Origin of the sequence: Pseudomonas sp. ERMR1:02, assembly GCF_002277815.1 — a bacterium.
In the GTDB taxonomy this organism is placed as follows: Bacteria; Pseudomonadota; Gammaproteobacteria; order Pseudomonadales; family Pseudomonadaceae; genus Aquipseudomonas.
Window position 1 is genome coordinate 103192 of the sequence record NZ_NKJI01000012.1, and the last position, 18802, is coordinate 121993.

14 protein-coding genes and 3 pseudogenes are annotated in these 18802 nt (G+C 59.9%); 7 read left to right on the forward strand and 10 right to left on the reverse strand.

All coding sequences use genetic code 11. The features are described from left to right. Positions 1-12: 12 nt before the first annotated feature. From CES87_RS20770 to pdxH, 4 genes are all read left to right on the forward strand, one after another. Positions 13-2535 carry a beta-galactosidase gene (locus CES87_RS20770; RefSeq protein ID WP_128607578.1) on the forward strand — a complete coding sequence of 841 codons (2523 nt, stop codon included), beginning with the start codon at positions 13-15 and terminating at the stop codon, positions 2533-2535. Positions 2536-2764: 229 nt separating this feature from the next. Then, positions 2765-3910, forward strand: coding sequence for a serine hydrolase domain-containing protein (locus CES87_RS20775; protein ID WP_128607579.1), 1146 nt, complete (start codon positions 2765-2767; stop codon positions 3908-3910). 113 nt (positions 3911-4023) lie between these two features. Continuing rightward, on the forward strand, positions 4024-5013 hold the full coding sequence (locus CES87_RS20780; protein ID WP_128607580.1) for an OmpA family protein: 990 nt from the start codon (positions 4024-4026) through the stop codon (positions 5011-5013). 24 nt (positions 5014-5037) lie between these two features. Next, a complete protein-coding gene (pdxH, locus tag CES87_RS20785) occupies positions 5038-5685 on the forward strand; it encodes a pyridoxamine 5'-phosphate oxidase (RefSeq protein ID WP_128607581.1) in 648 nt (215 codons plus the stop codon). A gap of 5 nt (positions 5686-5690) precedes the next feature. Here pdxH and CES87_RS20790 read toward each other — a convergent pair whose 3' ends face one another. Further along, positions 5691-5927: a hypothetical protein gene (locus CES87_RS20790; protein ID WP_128607582.1), complete on the reverse strand. Its 237-nt coding sequence runs from the start codon at positions 5925-5927 to the stop codon at positions 5691-5693. 167 nt (positions 5928-6094) lie between these two features. Here CES87_RS20790 and CES87_RS20795 point away from each other — a divergent pair, with 167 nt between their 5' ends. Further along, positions 6095-6559, forward strand: a complete 465-nt coding sequence (locus tag CES87_RS20795; protein ID WP_128607583.1) for a glycine zipper 2TM domain-containing protein — start codon at positions 6095-6097, stop codon at positions 6557-6559. A gap of 219 nt (positions 6560-6778) precedes the next feature. Here CES87_RS20795 and nhaA read toward each other — a convergent pair. After that, a pseudogene (gene nhaA / locus CES87_RS20800) lies at positions 6779-7965 on the reverse strand (Na+/H+ antiporter NhaA). Between the two features lie 247 nt (positions 7966-8212). Here nhaA and CES87_RS20805 point away from each other — a divergent pair. Further along, a pseudogene (locus CES87_RS20805) lies at positions 8213-9306 on the forward strand (PLP-dependent cysteine synthase family protein). A gap of 135 nt (positions 9307-9441) precedes the next feature. On the opposite strand, the pseudogene CES87_RS20815 reads toward CES87_RS20805, so the two are convergent. From CES87_RS20815 to CES87_RS20825, 3 genes and pseudogenes are all read right to left on the reverse strand, one after another. Next, a pseudogene (locus CES87_RS20815) lies at positions 9442-11054 on the reverse strand (NAD(P)/FAD-dependent oxidoreductase). Between the two features lie 94 nt (positions 11055-11148). After that, entirely contained in the window at positions 11149-11814 is a 666-nt protein-coding gene (locus CES87_RS20820) for a COG3650 family protein (RefSeq protein ID WP_128607584.1), read from the reverse strand. 81 nt (positions 11815-11895) lie between these two features. Next, positions 11896-12495 (reverse strand): short chain dehydrogenase, encoded by a 600-nt coding sequence (locus tag CES87_RS20825; RefSeq protein ID WP_128607585.1) that lies wholly within the window; start codon positions 12493-12495, stop codon positions 11896-11898. A gap of 105 nt (positions 12496-12600) precedes the next feature. Here CES87_RS20825 and CES87_RS20830 point away from each other — a divergent pair, with 105 nt between their 5' ends. Then, positions 12601-13509: a LysR family transcriptional regulator gene (locus tag CES87_RS20830; protein ID WP_128607586.1), complete on the forward strand. Its 909-nt coding sequence runs from the start codon at positions 12601-12603 to the stop codon at positions 13507-13509. 184 nt (positions 13510-13693) lie between these two features. On the opposite strand, the gene CES87_RS20835 is transcribed toward CES87_RS20830, so the two are convergent. The 5 genes from CES87_RS20835 to CES87_RS20855 all read right to left on the reverse strand — a co-directional run bounded on the left by CES87_RS20835 (position 13694) and on the right by CES87_RS20855 (position 18696). Then, positions 13694-14395 carry an ABC transporter ATP-binding protein gene (locus tag CES87_RS20835; protein ID WP_128607587.1) on the reverse strand — a complete coding sequence of 234 codons (702 nt, stop codon included), beginning with the start codon at positions 14393-14395 and terminating at the stop codon, positions 13694-13696. Next, entirely contained in the window at positions 14396-15163 is a 768-nt protein-coding gene (gene livG, locus CES87_RS20840; RefSeq protein ID WP_128607588.1) for a high-affinity branched-chain amino acid ABC transporter ATP-binding protein LivG, read from the reverse strand. After that, positions 15160-16416, reverse strand: coding sequence for a high-affinity branched-chain amino acid ABC transporter permease LivM (locus tag CES87_RS20845; RefSeq protein WP_128607589.1), 1257 nt, complete (start codon positions 16414-16416; stop codon positions 15160-15162). Before CES87_RS20845 ends, livG begins: the two co-directional genes overlap by 4 nt. Then, positions 16413-17336, reverse strand: coding sequence for a high-affinity branched-chain amino acid ABC transporter permease LivH (gene livH, locus CES87_RS20850; protein ID WP_128607590.1), 924 nt, complete (start codon positions 17334-17336; stop codon positions 16413-16415). Before livH ends, CES87_RS20845 begins: the two co-directional genes overlap by 4 nt. A 232-nt stretch (positions 17337-17568) precedes the next feature. Then, positions 17569-18696 (reverse strand): branched-chain amino acid ABC transporter substrate-binding protein, encoded by a 1128-nt coding sequence (locus tag CES87_RS20855; RefSeq protein ID WP_128607591.1) that lies wholly within the window; start codon positions 18694-18696, stop codon positions 17569-17571. Positions 18697-18802 lie beyond the last annotated feature (106 nt).

Below are 18802 nucleotides of genomic sequence, written 5' to 3' on the forward strand. Positions count from 1 at the left end.
AATTTCGTTCTCATGATTCGCCGTTCGCTGCGCCGTTCGTTACCTTCTGTTTTTACCCTGTTGTTCGCGACGCCCTTGCTGGCCGCCCCCGCAGCCCAGCAGACGCTGTTCAACTTTGTGCGCCCCGCCGACGTGGTCCAGGTGGCGACTCAGGACGCGAGCCTGCCGCAATCCAACGCCGAGCAAACCCCTGAGGGGGAAGTGTTGCGTCGAGTGACGTTCAACCCGGTCGCCCGGCCGACCCTGCGCCTGACCCCGCAGACCGGGGCCTGGGACTGGTCGCAAGCGGGCTTCATGAATCTGCGGATCCAGAGCGCCATGAACTGGGCCGTGACCTTGTACGTGACGATCCAGAGCAACGATGGCAAGACGCTGGTCAGCCGTGTCGATCTTCCGGCCGGCCCGGCGCAAACCCTGCTGGTGCCGCTGCAACCGACGTCGCCGCTGAGTCTGGGCATGAAGGCAGGACCGCCAATGCCGATGACAGTTGATGGTCAGCGCATCCTGCTGGTCAGCAGCGCCGGTGAGCTCGACCGCGGCCAGGTGGTGTCGGTGAGCGTGTCGATGGATCAGCCGAAAGTGGCCCAGAGCATTCTGCTGGAACGATTCGGCGTGCAGGACAGCGAGGACGTGACCCATGCCGTTTACGGCGGGTTGGTAGATGCCTACGGGCAATCGACCCGGGCCAAATGGCCGGAAAAAGTCAGCAACGATGAACAATTGAAATCCGCCGCCGCCAAGGAGCAGCAACAGCTGAAAACCTGGCTGGCCGAGCGCAAGAAGTCGTCGCTGGACACGTTCGGTGGCTGGACCCAAGGCGCGACGTTCAAGGCCAGCGGGTTTTTCCGCACCGAAAAACGCGATGGCCGCTGGTATCTGGTAACGCCGCAAGGGCATCCGTTTTATTCGCTGGGAATCAACACCGTCGCTGCAGACGTCAACCAGACCTACATCGGCGGTCGTGAATGGATGTTCGAGTCCCTACCCAAGACTGATGATCCGCTGGCCAATCACTTCGGTGAAGGCGACAACCGTGGCGGCAACGGTGTCGACCAGGGCAGGGGCTCCAATTCCGGGCGCTGGTACGATTTCTATGGTGCCAATCTGCAGCGTCTGTACGGAGACCCTTGTGCGCTGGGCAGCGATACCAAGGCCGGTGTTGCCGCAGCGGCCAGGACCGAGGCAGTAGAGGCAACGGCAGAGAAGGCTGCCGAGCAACCGGTTGTGCCTTCGACTGCCGAATCCGGTGTCGCCGAAGCCGCCAAGGCTGATGCCGTGGAAGCAACAGCGGCGAAGGTGACCGAGCCAGTACCGGCCGAACCCTGCAAGGCGGTTTTCGACGAAAAGCGCTGGGCCAGCCAGACCCTTGATCGCCTACAAGCCTGGGGTTTCAACACCCTCGGCAACTGGAGCGCGCCAGCACTGGATGACGCTGCACGCGTGCCGTACACCTTGCCGCTGTCGATCGTCGGCGATTACACCAGCATCAGCACCGGTAACGACTGGTGGGGTGGCATGCCCGATCCGTTTGACCCGCGTTTCGCCATGGCCACCGAGCGAGCCGTGGCCATCGCCGCCCGCGACCATCGCGACGATCCATGGCTGATCGGTTACTTCGCCGACAACGAGCTGGCCTGGGCCGGCCCCGGCGACGATCCGAAGGCCCGCTACGCGCTGGCCTACGGCACCTTGAAAATGACCACCGACGTACCGGCCAAACGCGCGTTCCTCAAGCAATTGCGTGACAAGTACCGTAATCAGGCTGGATTGTCGAAAGCCTGGGGTATTGATCTGCCTGCCTGGGAGTTGATCGAAGACCCCGGTTTCGTACCGCCGCTGCCAAGCGCTGAACACCCGGAAATCGAGGCCGACTTCAAATACTTCCAGAAGGTCTTCGCCGACACCTACTTCAAAACCATTTCGGACTCGCTCAAGTGGCACGCGCCCAACCAGATGTTGCTCGGTGGCCGCTTTGCCATCAGCACGCCGGAAGCCGTTGAATCCTGCGCCCAGTATTGCGACGTGTTGAGCTTTAACATGTACACCCTGCAACCCCAGGATGGTTATGACTTCACCAAACTGCATAGCCTCGACAAACCGGTGCTGATCACCGAGTTCAACTTCGGCTCGACCGATCGCGGCCCGTTCTGGGGCGGCGTGACGCAACTGGCGAAGGAAGAAGATCGTGGCCCGGCCTACGCGAATTTCCTCAAACAAGCGCTGAGTGAACCGTCGATTGTCGGTGTGCACTGGTTCCAATACCTCGACCAACCCGTGACCGGGCGCCTGCTGGATGGCGAAAACGGTCACTTCGGTCTGGTGGGCATTACCGATCTGCCATTCCAGGGTTTTGTCGACAGCGTGCGCAAGAGCAACCTTGCGGCGGTCGATCAGTTGGGCAAGGAAGCGCAGAAAGCTAGCGCCGAAGCCGGTAAGGCCAGCCACGACGCCGAAGGTGGTCGCAAAGCTGAAGCAGGCAAGGGCCCGGGGAAGGGCGCCGGGCATGCGGGTGGGCATTCGGGTAATGGCCAATGAGTAAGTCCTGAAACCGAGTCATCGTTCTTCGCGGGCAAGCCTCGCTCCTACAGGTTCGGTGGTGCTCTTGTAGGAGCGAGGCTTGCCCGCGAAGGCGTCCGTACAGGCGCTACAAATTTCTGATCACTTCCATGAGTGATTTACCACCCGGCCCGCCCCTGTTCCCAAAACCCTCAAGGGCTGGAACAATGCGGGCCACTTTGTAGAGCGTTTATCCGGGGAGTTGCGGGTGCAGATTCAGGGTCATTACGAGCTTAAGTTCGAGGCAGTGCGTGAAGCGTTCGCGGCGTTGTTCGACGATCCTCAGGAGCGTGGCGCAGCGTTGTGCATCCGCATCGGCGGTGAAACCGTGCTCGATCTTTGGTCCGGCACCGCTGACAAGGACGGTGCCGAAGCCTGGCACAGCGATACCATCGCCAACCTGTTCTCCTGCACCAAAACCTTTACCGCCGTCACCGCCCTGCAACTGGTGGCCGAAGGCAAGTTGCAACTGGATGCACCGGTTGCCCGCTACTGGCCGGAGTTCGCCGCGGCCGGAAAAGAATCCATAACCCTGCGCCAACTGCTTTGCCATCAGGCCGGTTTACCGGCGTTGCGCGAGTTGCTGGCGCCTGAAGCGCTTTACGACTGGCAAACCATGGTCGACGCCTTGGCTGCCGAAGCACCCTGGTGGACGCCGGGCGAAGGACACGGCTATGCGGCGATCACCTATGGCTGGCTGATAGGCGAATTGCTACGCCGGGCCGACGGTCGCGGGCCGGGTGAATCCATTGTGGCCAGGGTGGCCAAGCCGTTGGGGCTGGATTTTCACGTCGGCCTGGCCGATGAAGAGTTCCATCGCGTGGCGCACATCGCCCGCGGCAAGGGTAATGTCGGTGATGCCGCGGCCCAGCGCTTGCTGCAAGTGACCATGCGTGAACCGACTGCCATGACCACCCGTGCCTTCACCAATCCGCCGTCGGTGCTGACCAGCACCAACAAGCCGGAGTGGCGGCGCATGCAGCAACCGGCGGCCAATGGTCACGGCAACGCCCGCAGCCTGGCCGGTTTTTACGCCGGTTTGCTCGATGGCAGCCTGCTGGAAAGCGAAATGCTCGACGAGTTGACCCGCGAACATAGCCTCGGCGAGGACAAGACCTTGCTGACCCGGACCCGTTTCGGCCTGGGGTGCATGCTCGATCAGCCGGATGTGCCCAACGCCACATTCGGCCTTGGCCCGCGAGCGTTCGGGCACCCGGGTGCGGGTGGTTCCATCGGTTTTGCTGACCCGGAGCACGATGTGGCTTTCGGTTTTGTGACAAATACACTGGGGCCGTACGTCTTGATGGATCCGCGCGCACAAAAGCTTGTGCGGGTACTGGCCACTTGTCTGTAAATCCCGCTCAAAGGTCCCAGGTCCGGAACCCGGAAGCCTTTTCAGTTTCAAACCGTTTGTTTATATGGGCCGAAACGGCCTGATTTTTTTGACTTCATTTTTGTGGATATCCAATGTCAACCAAACCAACCCTCGCCTTGGCACTGTGTTTCGCTATTACCGGTTGCGCACAGAATCCGAAAAGTGATGCGGACGGCGGCAGCTGGTGGCCGTTCGGTTCCTCCGACAAAGTTGCCACCAAAGAGCCAGCTCCGGCACCCTTGAAGCCGGCGGCAACCGCCCCGGTGGCCAAGGCTGATGCCGAGTCTGGCGGCAAGTGGTGGTGGCCGTTCGGCGGCAAAGAACAAAGCACTGCCAAAGCCGTACCGATGCCGGATCCGAAAGTCACTCAGGCCTGGCTCGATGACTACGAACCGCGTCTGCGCACAGCGATCAAGGACAGCAACCTGCAACTCGAACGCCGCGAAAACGTGCTGGTGGTAATCGCGCCGGTCGAAGGCTCGTTCAATCCGGACCGCCCGGCGATGCTGCTGCCAGTAACCCTCGGCCCGTTCACCCGTGTGGCGAAAATCCTCGAAGCCGACCCTGCAACTGCCGTGCTGGTGCTCGGCCATAGCGATACCGCGGGCGCCGCACCGGCCAACGTGAAGTTGAGCCAGGAGCGTGCACAAGCCGTGGCGGCGATCTTCCGTCTCAGCGGCCTGCAGCGTGATCGTCTGATGCTGCGCGGTATGGGTGGTGAAGCCCCGCGTGCCGCCAACGACAGCGTTGAAGGGCGCGCATTGAACCGTCGCGTCGAACTGCTGGTGACTCCGCAAAACACCATGATCGCCTTGTTGAGTAAGTACAACATGCCGGCCCCGGCGCCTGTGCGCGTGGTCGCTGCCCAGGACGTCAAGCCGGTTGCCAAGCCTGTGACTCCAGCGCCAGCCGATGCGAAGAAAGCGGCTGCACCAGTGGCGAAAAAAGCACCAGCGAAGAAAGCCGCCAAGGCCCCAGCCAAGAAGGCACCGGCCAAGACTGCAACCCCGGCGAAAAAGACAGCACCCGCCAAGGCCGCCGCGGATGACAAGAACGTCGCCACCGATACCACAAAGAAGTGATTCGTTAACCAAAAGGAATGCGCCATGACCAAGGCCCTGGCTGATATGCGCCGCGATTACACCCGTGACGGCCTGACTGAGGCGCAAGCCCCGGTCGAGCCGTTCGCGCTGTTCCACCAATGGTTCGCCGATGCGGTGAAAACCGAGCAGGCACCGGTGGAAGCAAACGCCATGACCTTGGCCACTGTCGATCAGGACGGTCGACCGCATTGCCGCATCCTGCTGCTCAAGGGGCTCGACGAGCAGGGCTTTACCTTCTTCACCAACTACGACAGTGCCAAAGGCCAGCACCTGGTTGCGAACCCGTTCGCGGCCATGACCTTTTTCTGGCCGACCCTGGAGCGCCAGGTGCGCATCGAAGGTCGGGTGGTAAAGGTCACGCCTGAAGAATCCGACGCTTACTTCCAGGTTCGCCCGCTGGGCAGCCGACTCGGTGCCTGGGCTTCGCCGCAAAGCCGGGTGATTGCCGATCGTAGCGAGTTGGAAGCGTTGCTCAAGAATACCGAGCAGCGTTTCAGCGACAGCCAGCCTCACTGTCCGGAACATTGGGGTGGTTATCGTTTGCTACCGGAGCGCATCGAGTTCTGGCAGGGTCGTTCGAGCCGCCTGCACGATCGCCTCAACTATCGCTCACAGGGCGCCAACTGGATTCTTGAACGTCTGGCACCCTGAGCCGTCTACCGCTCGGGATAGCCTGCTGCAGCGGCTTCCAGCCATTGCGGCAGGTCTCGACGCTTGATCTTCTGCGCTTGAGCATTTGCCAGTTGCTGGAGCATGAACGCTTTTTTACGTTCGTCGCTGCCCGCCAGCGCTAACGCCAGATCTCGGTCCATCCAGCGTTTGATCCTCACGTACAGCCACCAGTGGAAATACAGGCCGGCAACAGTAGTGACGACAATGATAAAGTAATCCATGTAATTCCTATGCCAGCAGCGCAAATCGCGGAATTTGCCGCTACCGTGTGATGAATTCGTGAAGGTGCCTGTACTTGGCCTGAATCAAACCAATTTTATCCGGGCGATGCCGTGACAGGCGTCAAGCTGCGGAGTTTAATGATTACCTGTCCTTTGGAGTTGATGCTATGCGTAAGTCTGTTCTGCTGGTTGCTTCCTTTTCCACGATGGCGATGTTGCTCACCGGCTGCCAATCGAGCCTGACCGGTGACTCCTACTCCCGTGACGAGGCGCGTCGCGTGCAGACCGTTCGCATGGGCACTATCGAAGCATTGCGTCCGGTGAAAATCGAAGGCACCAAAACCCCGATCGGCGGCGCCGCAGGTGCTGTTGTCGGTGGTGTCGGCGGTAGCGCCATCGGTGGCGGTAAAGGCAGCATCGTCGCAGCGGTCATCGGCGCAGTCGCCGGCGGCCTGGTAGGCTCGGCGGCCGAAGAAGGCCTGACCCGTACCCAGGGCGTGGAAATCACCGTACGCGAAGACGACGGCAGCATGCGCGCCTACGTGCAGCAGGTTCAGCAGAACGAAGTGTTCCGCGTTGGCGAGCGCGTGCGCATTGCCACGGTTGATGGGACTAGCCGCGTTTCGCACTAAGCGAGAACACGGGTAAAAGAAACCCCGATCAGGTGACTGGTCGGGGTTTTTTGTGTCTGTAGCTTTCAGTTTTGTCTGAGTGTCCGTGAAGTCAGCCACTGATTGTCCTTTCGTGTTCGTCCATCGGCAGCCCTTTGAAAGAGCTGCGCGACGTTAACGAACGGGACGATTTGTGGCTGTAGGATGGGTCGCTAAAGACCCTGAGAGTTTCTCTGATGCTCAGGATGGCAGGGCAGTGTTCTTGCGACTTGCTGCCGCCGTCACCGCATAACCGATCAATGCCGCCAGTATCGAACCGGTCAATATACCCATCCGGTCCATTCCGGCGTATTCGCTGGCGCCCGGTACGAAGGCCAGGGAACCGACGAACAGGCTCATGGTGAAACCGATGCCGCAGAGGATCGCCACGCCCAGCACCTGGCCCCAGTTGGCGCCTTGGGGCAGAGCGGCGATGCCCGTTTTCACCGCCAGCCAGGTCAGGCCGAACACGCCGACGGTCTTGCCCAGCAGCAGGCCCACCGCGATGCCCATCGGCACATGGTGGGTGAAACTTTCGGCAGTAACGCCGCTCAGGGAAAGGCCGGCGTTGGCGAAAGCAAACAACGGCAGGATGCCGTAGGCCACCCATGGATGCAGGGCGTGTTCCAGAGTCAGCAGTGGCGACGGTTCGGCGTTTTTCGTGCGCAGGGGAATGCAGAAGGCCAGGGTCACGCCCGCCAGTGTGGCGTGCACACCGCTCTTGAGTACGCAGACCCAGAGGATCAAGCCGATGATCATGTACGGCCCGAGTTTGACTACACCGAACCGGTTCATGCCGATCAGCGCCGCGATACACGCTGCGGCCAACGCCAGGGACAGGGTCGACAGCGCACCGGAATAGAAGATCGCAATGATGATGATCGCGCCGAGGTCGTCGATGATCGCCAGGGTCATCAGGAACAGCTTCAACGACACCGGAACCCGTTTGCCCAGCAGCGCCAGTACGCCAAGGGCGAAGGCGATGTCGGTGGCAGTCGGGATTGCCCAGCCGCCAAGGGCTGGCGGGTTGTCACGGTTGAGGAACCAGTAGATCAGCGCCGGCACCACCATGCCACCAATGGCGGCCGCACCGGGCAGGACGATTTGCGAGGGTTTGGACAGTTGTCCGTCGAGGACTTCGCGCTTCACTTCCAGGCCGATCAGAAGGAAAAACAGGGCCATCAGGCCGTCGTTGATCCACAGCAACAGCGGCTTGGCGATTTTAGAGCGCCGATCTGGGCCACGACCGGCGTGTCCAGCAGGCCGTTGTACAGCCACGACAGCGAGGAATTATTGATGATCAAAGCCAGAATGGCCGCGGCGATCAATAACAGACCGCTGGCAGCTTCCAACTGAAAGAAACGCGTGAAAGTGCTACGCAGAGGCAAAGTCGCTCTCCATCGATGAATTAAAAGGTGGGACACCCTAACCTGTCCCCTTAGTCGATAAAACAAAAGTTATATTCTTTTTGTTATATGCCGTTACAGGCCCATTTTCCGTACGGACCTGAGCCTAGCAGTTGCCAAGCGTATTGGACCCCAGCTGTACCTGTGCGCGATGTAGGATTTTTCCTAAGCTTGATGGCTGAGCCTTGCAAAAAGGCCGACACCTGCCCGATTCAACGAGATCATCACCATGAGCGACAACCGACAGTGGGCCCGCGAAGCCATCCGGATCATCGAAGCTGACTTCCAGCGTAGCGCCGACACCCACCTGATCCCCTTGCCGCTGCCGGGTTTCCCAGGCATCGAGTTGTACTTCAAGGACGAGTCCAGCCATCCCACCGGCAGCCTCAAGCATCGCTTGGCCCGTTCTTTGTTTCTGTATGCGTTGTGTAACGGCTGGCTCAAACCCGGTGCGCCAGTGATCGAAGCATCCAGCGGTTCGACGGCGATTTCCGAAGCGTATTTCGCCCGTTTACTGGGGTGCCGTTCATTGCTGTGGTGCCGGCCAGCACCTCCAAGGAGAAAATTGCGCAGATCGCTTTCTACGGTGGCCAGACTCATCTGGTTGACGATCCGACGCAGATTTACGCCGAATCCGAGCGCCTGGCGCGGGAGCATGACGGGCACTACATCGACCAGTTCACCTACGCCGAGCGCGCCACCGACTGGCGGGCGAACAACAACATTGCCGAATCGATCTTCCAGCAGATGCGTTTCGAAAAGCATCCGGAGCCAAGCTGGCTGATCTCCAGCCCAGGCACCGGCGGCACCACGGCCACTCTGGGGCGTTACGTGCGCTATCGCCAGTATTGCACTCGCGTACTGTGTGCCGATGCCGAGCGTTCGGTGTTTTTCGATTACTACCAGACCGGCGATGCCAGCCTGCGCCTGGATCACGGTTCGCGAATCGAAGGCATTGGTCGGCCACGGGTGGAAGCGTCGTTCCTGCCCAAGGTAATCGACGCAATGGTCAAGGTGCCGGACGCGTTGTCGCTGGCGGCCATGCATTACCTGGCTGAGCGTTTGGGGCGGCATGTTGGTGGGTCGAGCGGGACCAACCTGATCGGCGCACTGATGGCGGCGCAGCAAATGGCAGCAGCGGGGGAGACGGGCTCGATCGTGGCGATCTTGTGCGACAGCGGCGAGCGCTATGCCACGACTTACTACGACCAGAAATGGCTCAAGGCCGAGGGGTATGAGTTGAGCGGGTTGATGGCGGTGGTGGCGGCGAGTGTCGAACAGGGCGTAGCGCTGCCGGCCAGCGTGTTGCGCGCCAATATCTAGAACAGATACCGCCTCTGTAGGAGCGAGGCTTGCCCGCGAAGAAGTTGACGCGGTCTGTCTGAAAGACCGCGTTATCGTTCTTCGCGGGCGAGCCTCGCTCCTACAGGGAGGCTGCGTTGTTTCAGGTGGTGCGCATCAGGCCTCTAGGCCGAGGATGTCTCGGGCAACGGCTTCTGCAATGCGAATCCCATCGACACCCGCCGACAAAATCCCCCCGCATAACCCGCGCCTTCACCGGCCGGGAACAAGCCCTTCACGTTAAGACTCTGCATCGATTCGTTGCGGGTGATCCGCAGTGGCGACGAGGTGCGGGTCTCGATCCCGGTCAACACGGCATCGTGCAGTGAGTAACCGCGAATCTGCTTCTCGAATGCTGGCAGCGCTTCGCGAATCGCTTCAATGGCGAAGGCCGGCAAGGCCAGTGCCAGGTCACCCAGCGCAACGCCTGGTTTGTAGGACGGTTCAACGCTGCCCAACTCGGTAGAAGGCTTGCCGGCGATAAAGTCGCCGACCAGTTGCGCCGGTGCTTCGTAGTTGCTGCCGCCCAACACAAACGCGTGGGATTCCAGACGTTCCTGCAACTCGATGCCGGCCAGCGGGCCGCCCGGATAGTCGACTTCAGGGGTAATCCCGACGACGATTCCGGAGTTGGCGTTACGTTCGTTACGCGAGTACTGGCTCATGCCGTTGGTGACCACGCGGTTCGGCTCGGACGTCGCCGCCACTACAGTGCCGCCCGGACACATGCAGAAGCTGTAGACCGAACGACCGTTCTTGGCGTGGTGCACCAGTTTGTAATCAGCGGCCCCCAATTTCGGGTGGCCGGCATATTTGCCCAGGCGCGCGCGGTCGATCAGCGACTGCGGGTGCTCGATACGGAAACCCACCGAGAACGGCTTGGCCTCCATGAATACGCCACGGCCGTGCAGCATGCGGAAGGTATCCCGGGCACTGTGGCCGAGGGCCAGAATCACGTGTTTCGAGTGGATCTGCTCGCCGCCGTTGAGTTCGACGCCGACCAGTTGCCCGTCTTCGATCAGCACGTCGGTGACCCGCTGCTGGAAGCGCACTTCACCGCCGAGGGCGCGAATCTGCTCACGCATGTTTTCCACAACGCCGGTCAGACGGAACGTACCGATATGCGGTTTGCTGACGTAGAGGATTTCTTCCGGCGCACCGGCCTTGACGAACTCGTGCAGGACCTTGCGGCCGATGAATTTCGGATCCTTGATCTGGCTGTAGAGCTTGCCGTCGGAGAATGTCCCCGCGCCGCCTTCGCCGAACTGCACGTTCGACTCGGGGTTGAGCACACTCTTGCGCCACAGGCCCCAGGTGTCCTTGGTGCGCTGGCGCACCTCGGTGCCGCGTTCGAGGATGATCGGCTTGAAACCCATCTGCGCCAGCAGCAGCCCGGCGAAAATCCCGCACGGCCCGAAGCCCACGACAACCGGACGCGCGCTCAGATCGGCCGGCGCCTGGCCGACCATTTTGTAGCTGACATCCGGTGCCACGTTGACGTTACGGTCATCGGCGAACTTGTGCAGCACCGCGGCCTCATCGCGAACGTTGAGGTCGATGGTGTAGATGAAGCACAGTTCGGAGGATTTTTTGCGCGCATCGTAGCTGCGCTTGAACAAGGTGAAGTCGAGCAGATCATCGCTGGCGATGCCCAGGCGCTGCACGATGGCAGGGCGCAGGTCTTCTTCGGGATGGTCGATCGGCAGCTTGAGTTCAGTGATTCGTAACATGACGGGATCCGGTTCGCGGGGCGCACAACTGCGCCAGGGCGTTTGAAACCGGTGATTATAAGCCCCAAAGACCCGGTCCGTGAGGCTTAAACGATCAGTCGTCGCGCGAACCGCCAAAATACCCGCACCCGCGTTGCACCTGGCCGTTGATACGCAGTTCGGCATTCATGTGCTGGATGCTGCCGGTGCTGCTGTCAACGCAGCGTTGCGGCGCGACCCACAGTTCGATGTGCTGATTGTTGGCTTCGGTGCCGAGATTGAAGCGGCCATCGCCCAGTTGTTCTTCGACATAGGGCACGGCCAAGGGTGGCTGGCCAGCGCGGTCGATGATCATGCCTTTGCCGCTGACTCTGACGCTCCACTCGGGAGCATGGCCGCTGGCGCGAAGGATAAGCAGCTTGAAATCGGGATCGCTGCAGGCATTGCCCGAGCGCTCGACGCGGTACAGCTGCTCAAGGTCGAGCTGCCCTTCGCCGGAGCCGGAAAGAATCCGCCCGCGCACATCGGCAAACAGTTTGCCCTGGGCATCGGCCAGGCTCGCGGCCTGTTGCAGGATGCTGGTGCCACCCGTGTCGTTGACCACATAACGATGCTGATCGCCGCATGGCTGGAACAACAGCTTGCCGTCGGTTGCGCTCAACTGACCCTGCATGCGGGTCTGCCCCACGTGGGAGGCGCTTTCACGCGAGGCGTCGAACAACTGACAAGCAGCGAACAGGGGGAGCAGGGCAACAAGGACTAGGGAACGGGCAACACGCATCTTAGGGTCTCCTGACAAGTGTCGCCACGTTACTCAGACTGACCGTTCATCACAACCTGCGGCGCCGCATGCCGAGTCTTTTCATCCCACGTGAAAGGTCTGACCTGTCTGCAAGCCTTCAACGCTTTTGGCGTAAGCCAATGCCACATCGGCCGCCGGAACCGGTTTGAAGCCGCGGAAGTACGGAGCGTATTTGCCCATGGCTTCGACCAGTACGTTCGGGCTGATCGAGTTGACCCGCAGGCCGCGCGGCAGCTCGATGGCCGCGGCACGGACGAAGCTGTCCAGCGCACCGTTGACCAGCGCTGCCGAGGCGCCGCTGTAGATCGGGTCGTGGCTGAGTACGCCGGTGGTGAAGGTGAACGATGCTCCGTCATTGGCGAATTCGCGGCCGATCAGTAGTAGGTTGACCTGGCCCATCAGCTTGTCTTTCAAACCCAGGGCGAAGCTGTCTTCCGTCATTTCGGCCAATGGGGCGAAGGTCACGTTACCGGCGGCGCTGATCAGCGCATCGAACTTGCCGGTTTGCTCGAACAGTTTGCGAATCGAGGCACTGTCGCTGATATCCACCTGAAAATCACCGCTGTTGCGGCCGATGCGCACGATGTCGTGGCGTTGGGACAGTTCCTTGTCGATTGCCGAACCGATGGTGCCGCTAGCGCCGATCAAAAGAATTTTCATGCTGCCGTTCCTCCACTGGGTTGAATGTGGATTCAGTTTAGAGTGGTTTTTTCCACTGATAAGCGCGCTAATAGGCAACCTTTGGTTTTCAAACGGAAACAATCCATGAGTGAAATGGATGATCTGGCGGCGTTCGCTGTGTTGGTCGAGGCAGGCAGTTTTACCCTGGCGGCGCAGCAACTCGGTTGCAGCAAGGGGCAACTGTCCAAGCGCATCAGCCAACTGGAAACGCAGTTTTCCGTGGTTTTGCTGCAACGCACCACACGACGCTTGAGTCTGACCGCAGCCGGCGCGGCGTTGTTGCCGCAAGCTCAGGCGCTCGTAGTACAAGTGGAGAGGGCGCGTCAGGCCTTGGCACGGTTGAAGGACGACATGGCCGGTCCGGTACGTATGACGGTTCCGGTTTCGCTGGGGGAAACCTTCTTCGATGGCTTGTTGTTGGAGTTTTCAAGCAAGTACCCAGCGGTGCAGATCGAGTTGGACCTGAGCAACAACTATCGCGATTTGTCCCGTGATGGCTTTGATCTCGCAATCCGCTCTGACGTTGCCATTGACCAGCGACTGGTGGCGCGTCCGCTGTTGGCCTGGCACGAAATGACCTGCGCCAGCCCGGCCTATCTGGAGCAATACGGTGAACCGCAGACACCTCAGGCGTTGGTCGAGCACCGATGCCTGCTCAACAGCCATTACAGCGGTCGCGAGGAATGGTTGTATCACCAGCAACACGAATTATTGCGAGTGCGGGTCTCCGGGCCGTTTGCCAGCAATCATTACAACCTGCTGAAAAAAGCCGCACTGGCCGGCGCCGGCATTGCCCGCTTGCCGTCCTACTTGTTGCCGGCGGAATTGGCTGACGGACGTTTGCGCTGGCTCCTGCGTGATTATCAGACTCGCAGTATGCCGATGTACCTGGTGCATCCGTACCAGGGTGGATTGCCGAAACGCACGCAGGTGCTGGCGGATTATTTGATGGGGTGGTTCAAGCGCAGTGGTGAGGCGCTGGATCGGTTGTAGTTCATTGCATCGGTGATCGTTCCCACGCTCTGCGTGGGAATGCCTCAACGGACGCTCCGCGTCCGCTTTTGGGACGCGGAGCGTCCCTGGCTGCATTCCCACGCGGAGCGTGGGAACGATCAACAGGGGTTTTGGCACGCATAAAAAAACGGCCCGAAGGCCGTTTTCTGTTTACCGCAAAGGCTTAGCCGCCGAGGTACGCTTCGCGCACTTTCGGGTCGGTCAGCAGTGCTTCACCAGTGCCTTGCATCACCACACGGCCGTTCTCCAGCACGTAGGCACGGTCAGCGATTTTCAGCGCCTGGTTGGCGTTCTGCTCAACCAGGAACACCGTCACACCGTCCTTGCGCAGCTGTTCGATGATATCGAAGATCTGCTGGATGATGATCGGTGCCAGGCCCAGCGAGGGTTCGTCGAGCAGCAACAGCTTGGGTTTGCTCATCAGCGCACGGCCGATGGCGAGCATTTGCTGTTCGCCGCCGGACATGGTGCCGCCGCGTTGGTTGAAGCGCTCTTTCAGGCGTGGGAAAAGTCCGAGGACCTTGTCCATCTGTTCCTGATAGTCGCCTTTCGCGGTGAAGAAACCGCCCATGGAGAGGTTTTCTTCCACGGTCAGTCGGGCAAACACCCGACGACCTTCCGGGACCACGGCGATGCTCTTGCGCATGATCTGCGAGGAGTCCTGGCCGACCAGTTCCTCACCCATGTAGCGGATGCTGCCGCTGTGGGCCCGAGGCGAGCCGCACAGGGTCATCAACAGCGTGGACTTGCCGGCACCGTTGGCGCCGATCAGCGTCACGATTTCGCCCTGCCGGACTTCAACGTTGACGCTGTGCAGGGCCTGGATCTTGCCGTAGAAGGTGGAAACGTTTTCGAACTGCAGCATTTACGCTTCCCCCAGATAGGCTTTGATCACTTCAGGATTGTCGCGGATCTGTTCCGGCGTACCGTCGGCCAGAGGTGTGCCCTGGTTGATCACGACGATGTGGTCGGAAATGCTCATGACCAGTTTCATGTCGTGTTCGATCAGCAGCACAGTGACGTTGTGCTCTTCACGCAACATGCTGATCAGCGCCTTCAGGTCTTCGGTTTCCTTCGGGTTCAGGCCGGCGGCCGGTTCGTCGAGCATGAGGATCCGCGGGCGGGTCATCATGCAGCGGGCGATTTCCAGGCGACGCTGCTGACCGTAGGCCAGGGTACCGGCCGGACGGTTGGCGAACTCCTTCAGATGAACCTTTTCCAGCCAGTACTCGGCGTAGTCCATGGCCTCGCGTTCGCTTTTGCGGAACCCGGGAGTCTTGAACAGGCCGGCCAGGAAGTTGGTGTTCAGATGACGATGCTGGGCGATCAAGAGGTTCTCGACCGCGGTCATGTCCTTGAACAGCCGCACGTTCTGGAAGGTGCGTACCACGCCTTTGAGGGCGATCTTGTGGCCGGGCAGGCCTTCGATCGGCTCGCCGTCCAGCAGGATGCTGCCGCCGCTCGGCTTGTAGAAGCCGGTCAGGCAATTGAACACCGTGGTCTTGCCGGCGCCGTTGGGGCCGATCAATGCCACGACTTGTTTCTCTTTCACGCTCAGGGCTACGCCGTTGACCGCTAGCAAGCCGCCGAAGCGCATGCTCAGATTGTCTACTTTAAGGATCTCGCGGCTCATTTGCGCAGCTCCATGTGAGGGCGTTGCATGGGCAGCAGACCTTGAGGACGCCAGATCATCATCAGCACCATCAAGGCGCCGAACATCAACATGCGATATTCACTGAATTCACGCATCATTTCCGGCAACAGGATCATCACCGTGGCGGCGAGTACGACGCCCAGTTGTGAACCCATGCCACCGAGTACCACGATGGCGAGAATGGTCGCCGACTCGATGAAGGTGAACGATTCCGGTGTCACCAGCCCTTGGCGCGCAGCGAAGAAGCTGCCGGCGAAACCGGCGAAGCAGGCACCGAGGGTGAAGGCCGAGAGCTTGATGATGGTCGGGTTCAGACCCAGCGCACGGCAGGCGATTTCGTCTTCTCGCAGCGCTTCCCAGGCGCGGCCTAGTGGCATGCGCAGCAAGCGGTTGATGACGAACAGGGCGAACAGCGCAAGCAACAACGCAACCAGGTAAAGGAAGATCACCTTGTTGATCGAGTTGTATTCCAGGCCGAAGTACTCGTGGAAGGTCTGCAGGCCTTCAGCGGCTTTACGTTCGAAGGTCAGGCCGAAGAACGTTGGTTTCTCGATGTTGCTGATGCCGTTCGGACCACCCGTGAGGCCGGTCAGGTTACGCAGGAACAGACGGATGATTTCACCGAAGCCCAGGGTAACGATCGCCAGGTAGTCACCGCGTAGACGCAGTACCGGGAAGCCGAGCAGGAAGCCGAAAGTGGCCGCCATCATCCCGGCAATTGGAAGGCAGATCCAGAAGCTCAGACCGTAGTAGTGGGACAGCAGCGCATAACTGTAGGCGCCGACGGCATAGAAGCCGACGTAACCGAGGTCGAGCAGACCGGCCAGACCGACCACGATGTTCAAACCCAGGCCGAGCATCACATAGATCAGCACCAGCGTAGCGATATCCACCGCACCACGGGAGCCGAAGAACGGCCAGACCAGTGCACCGATGATCAACGCAATGATGATCCAGCGCTGCGTGGTTGGCAGGGTCAGGAAGTTACTGGCCTTGGCAGGCATTACCGGCATGTTGGGCGAGGATTTCCAGGCCGCGCTGATCTGCTGGTCGAACAGCACCCGCAGGAACATCAGCACCGAGCACACGGCGATGGTAATCAGCGTTGCAGTGCTGGTGCCATGGACTTCGAGGTTGATACCGACGATGGTCAGCTTCAGACCCAGTACCGGATACGCCACCGCCCAAACCAATAGCGCGCTGAACAACGCCTGTTTAAGATTCCTAGTCATACTTTCTCAACCTCCGGACGGCCCAGCAGGCCGGTTGGCCGGAACAACAACACCAGAACCAGTAGACCGAACGCCACGACGTCCTTGTACTGGTCGCCGAAGATATCGGCACCAAAGGCTTCCGCCACCCCAAGCACGATCCCGCCGAGCATGGCGCCCGGAATGCTGCCGATACCGCCAAGTACCGCTGCGGTGAAGGCCTTGAGGCCGACCAGGAAACCGGCGTTCGGGTTGATCACGCCGTATTGCATGCTCAGCAGCACGGCAGCGATCGCGGCCAGCGCGGCACCGACGACGAAGGTCAGGGCGATGATGTTGTTGGTGTTGATACCCAGCAGGTTGGCCATCTTGATGTCTTCGGCACAGGCGCGGCAGGCGCGACCCAGGCGGGAGCGGGAGATGAACATTGTCAGGCCAAGCATGGCAACCAGGGTCACCACGAACACCACGATTTGCATGTAGGAAATCAGCACTTCATGTGCGCCACCTGGCCCGATGGAGAAATTTCCGGGGATCAGGTTGGGAATGGATTTGTCCTTGGAGTCTTGCGCCAGCAGAACCGTGTTCTGCAGGAAGATCGACATGCCGATGGCGGAAATCAGTGGAATCAGACGGTTGCTGCCGCGCAAGGGGCGGTAGGCAATCCGTTCGATACTGTAGCCGTAGGCACTGGTTACGACGATGGTCGCGAGAAAAGCGGCGGTCATCAACAGCGGAACACTGTCGAGTCCCAGCATGGACAGGCCCGCAATGGCGATGAACGCCACGTAGGAGCCAATCATGTACACCTCGCCGTGGGCGAAGTTGATCATTCCAATGATGCCGTAAACCATCGTATAGCCGATGGCGATCAGGGCATACGTGCTGCCAATGGTCAGACCATTAACCAGCTGTTGGAAGAAGTGATAGATGTCAGGCATTACAGCGCTCCTAAAAACCTGATACGCATTTCACTGGTGGAGTCATTTTCCCGCCCGAGCCCCGCGGATCTGCATCCACTTCGAATTCGGGGTTTGCCAGCGAACCGCTGATGACGGTTTTGAGATTTTCAGGTGGGGAGACTAGCGGATCACGCCAGCGCGGCCCAATACGTTCGTAAAACAAAGCCCACGGCACGCCGTGGGCTTTGTTGGCAGTCAGTCAGGCAAGGCCTTACTGAGGCGAAGCTTCAGTTTTAGGTTTGCCGAAGTGCCACTCGTAAACCACAAATTTGAAGTCTTTCAGGTCGCCCTTGGCGTCGAAGCTCAGGTCGCCAGTTGGAGTCTTGAAGGTGCCTTTGTGGATGGCTTCAGCCACTTTGGCAGGGTCTTCGCTCTTGGCGGCAGTGATACCACCGGCAATGACTTCCACAGCCGAATAGGCCGGGAACACGAACGGACCGCTTGGATCTTCTTTCTTGGCCTTGAACGCGTCAGCCAGGGCGACGTTGGCCGGATCCTGGTCGAAGGATTTCGGCAGGGTCACCAGCAGGCCTTCGGAAGCGTCCTTGGCGATCTGCGAAATGGAGTCGTTACCCACGCCTTCCGGACCCATGAACTTGGCTTTCAGGCCTTTTTCCTGGGATTGACGCAGGATCAGACCCAGCTCCGGGTGGTAGCCGCCGTAGTAGACGAAGTCGACATTGGCTTGCTTGAGCTTGGAGATCATCGAAGAGAAGTCTTTGTCGCCGGCGTTGATGCCTTCGAACACGGCAACCTTGACGCCTTTGCCTTCCAAAGTTTTCTTCACGGCGGTGGCGATGCCTTCACCGTATTGCTGTTTGTCGTGCAGTACAGCAACGATTTTCGGTTTTACGTGATCGGCAATGTAGTTACCGGCGGCAGGGCCTTGGGCGCTGTCCAGACCGATGGTGCGGAACACCATTTTGTAACCACGATTGGTGATGTCCGGGCTGGTTGCAGCCGGGGTGATCATGATCACGCCTTCGTCTTCGTAGATGTCCGAAGCCGGTTGAGTGGAGCTGGAGCACAGGTGACCGACCACGAATTTCACGCCGTCGTTGACGACTTTGTTCGCGACCGCTACCGCTTGTTTTGGATCACAGGCGTCATCGTATTCAACGGCTTCGAGTTTCTTGCCGTCTACGCCGCCTTTGGCGTTGATCTGTTCGATGGCCATTTTGGCGCCACTGAACTGCATGTCGCCGTACTGGGCTACAGGACCGGTTTTAGGGCCGGCGATGCCGATCTTGATGGTGTCAGCTGCGAACGAATGGCTGGCAACCCCGGCCAGAACCATAGCGGCAAACAGTTTGGAAATCTGCTTAGTAGCCTTAGTCATAGTGCTCCACTCTTACTGTTGTAGTTTTTATAGTCCTGGCGCCGTCGGCAGCAGAACCGGGTCAGTATCTACGACATTCCCCGGAAAAGCCCCTCGGCAACTGTAC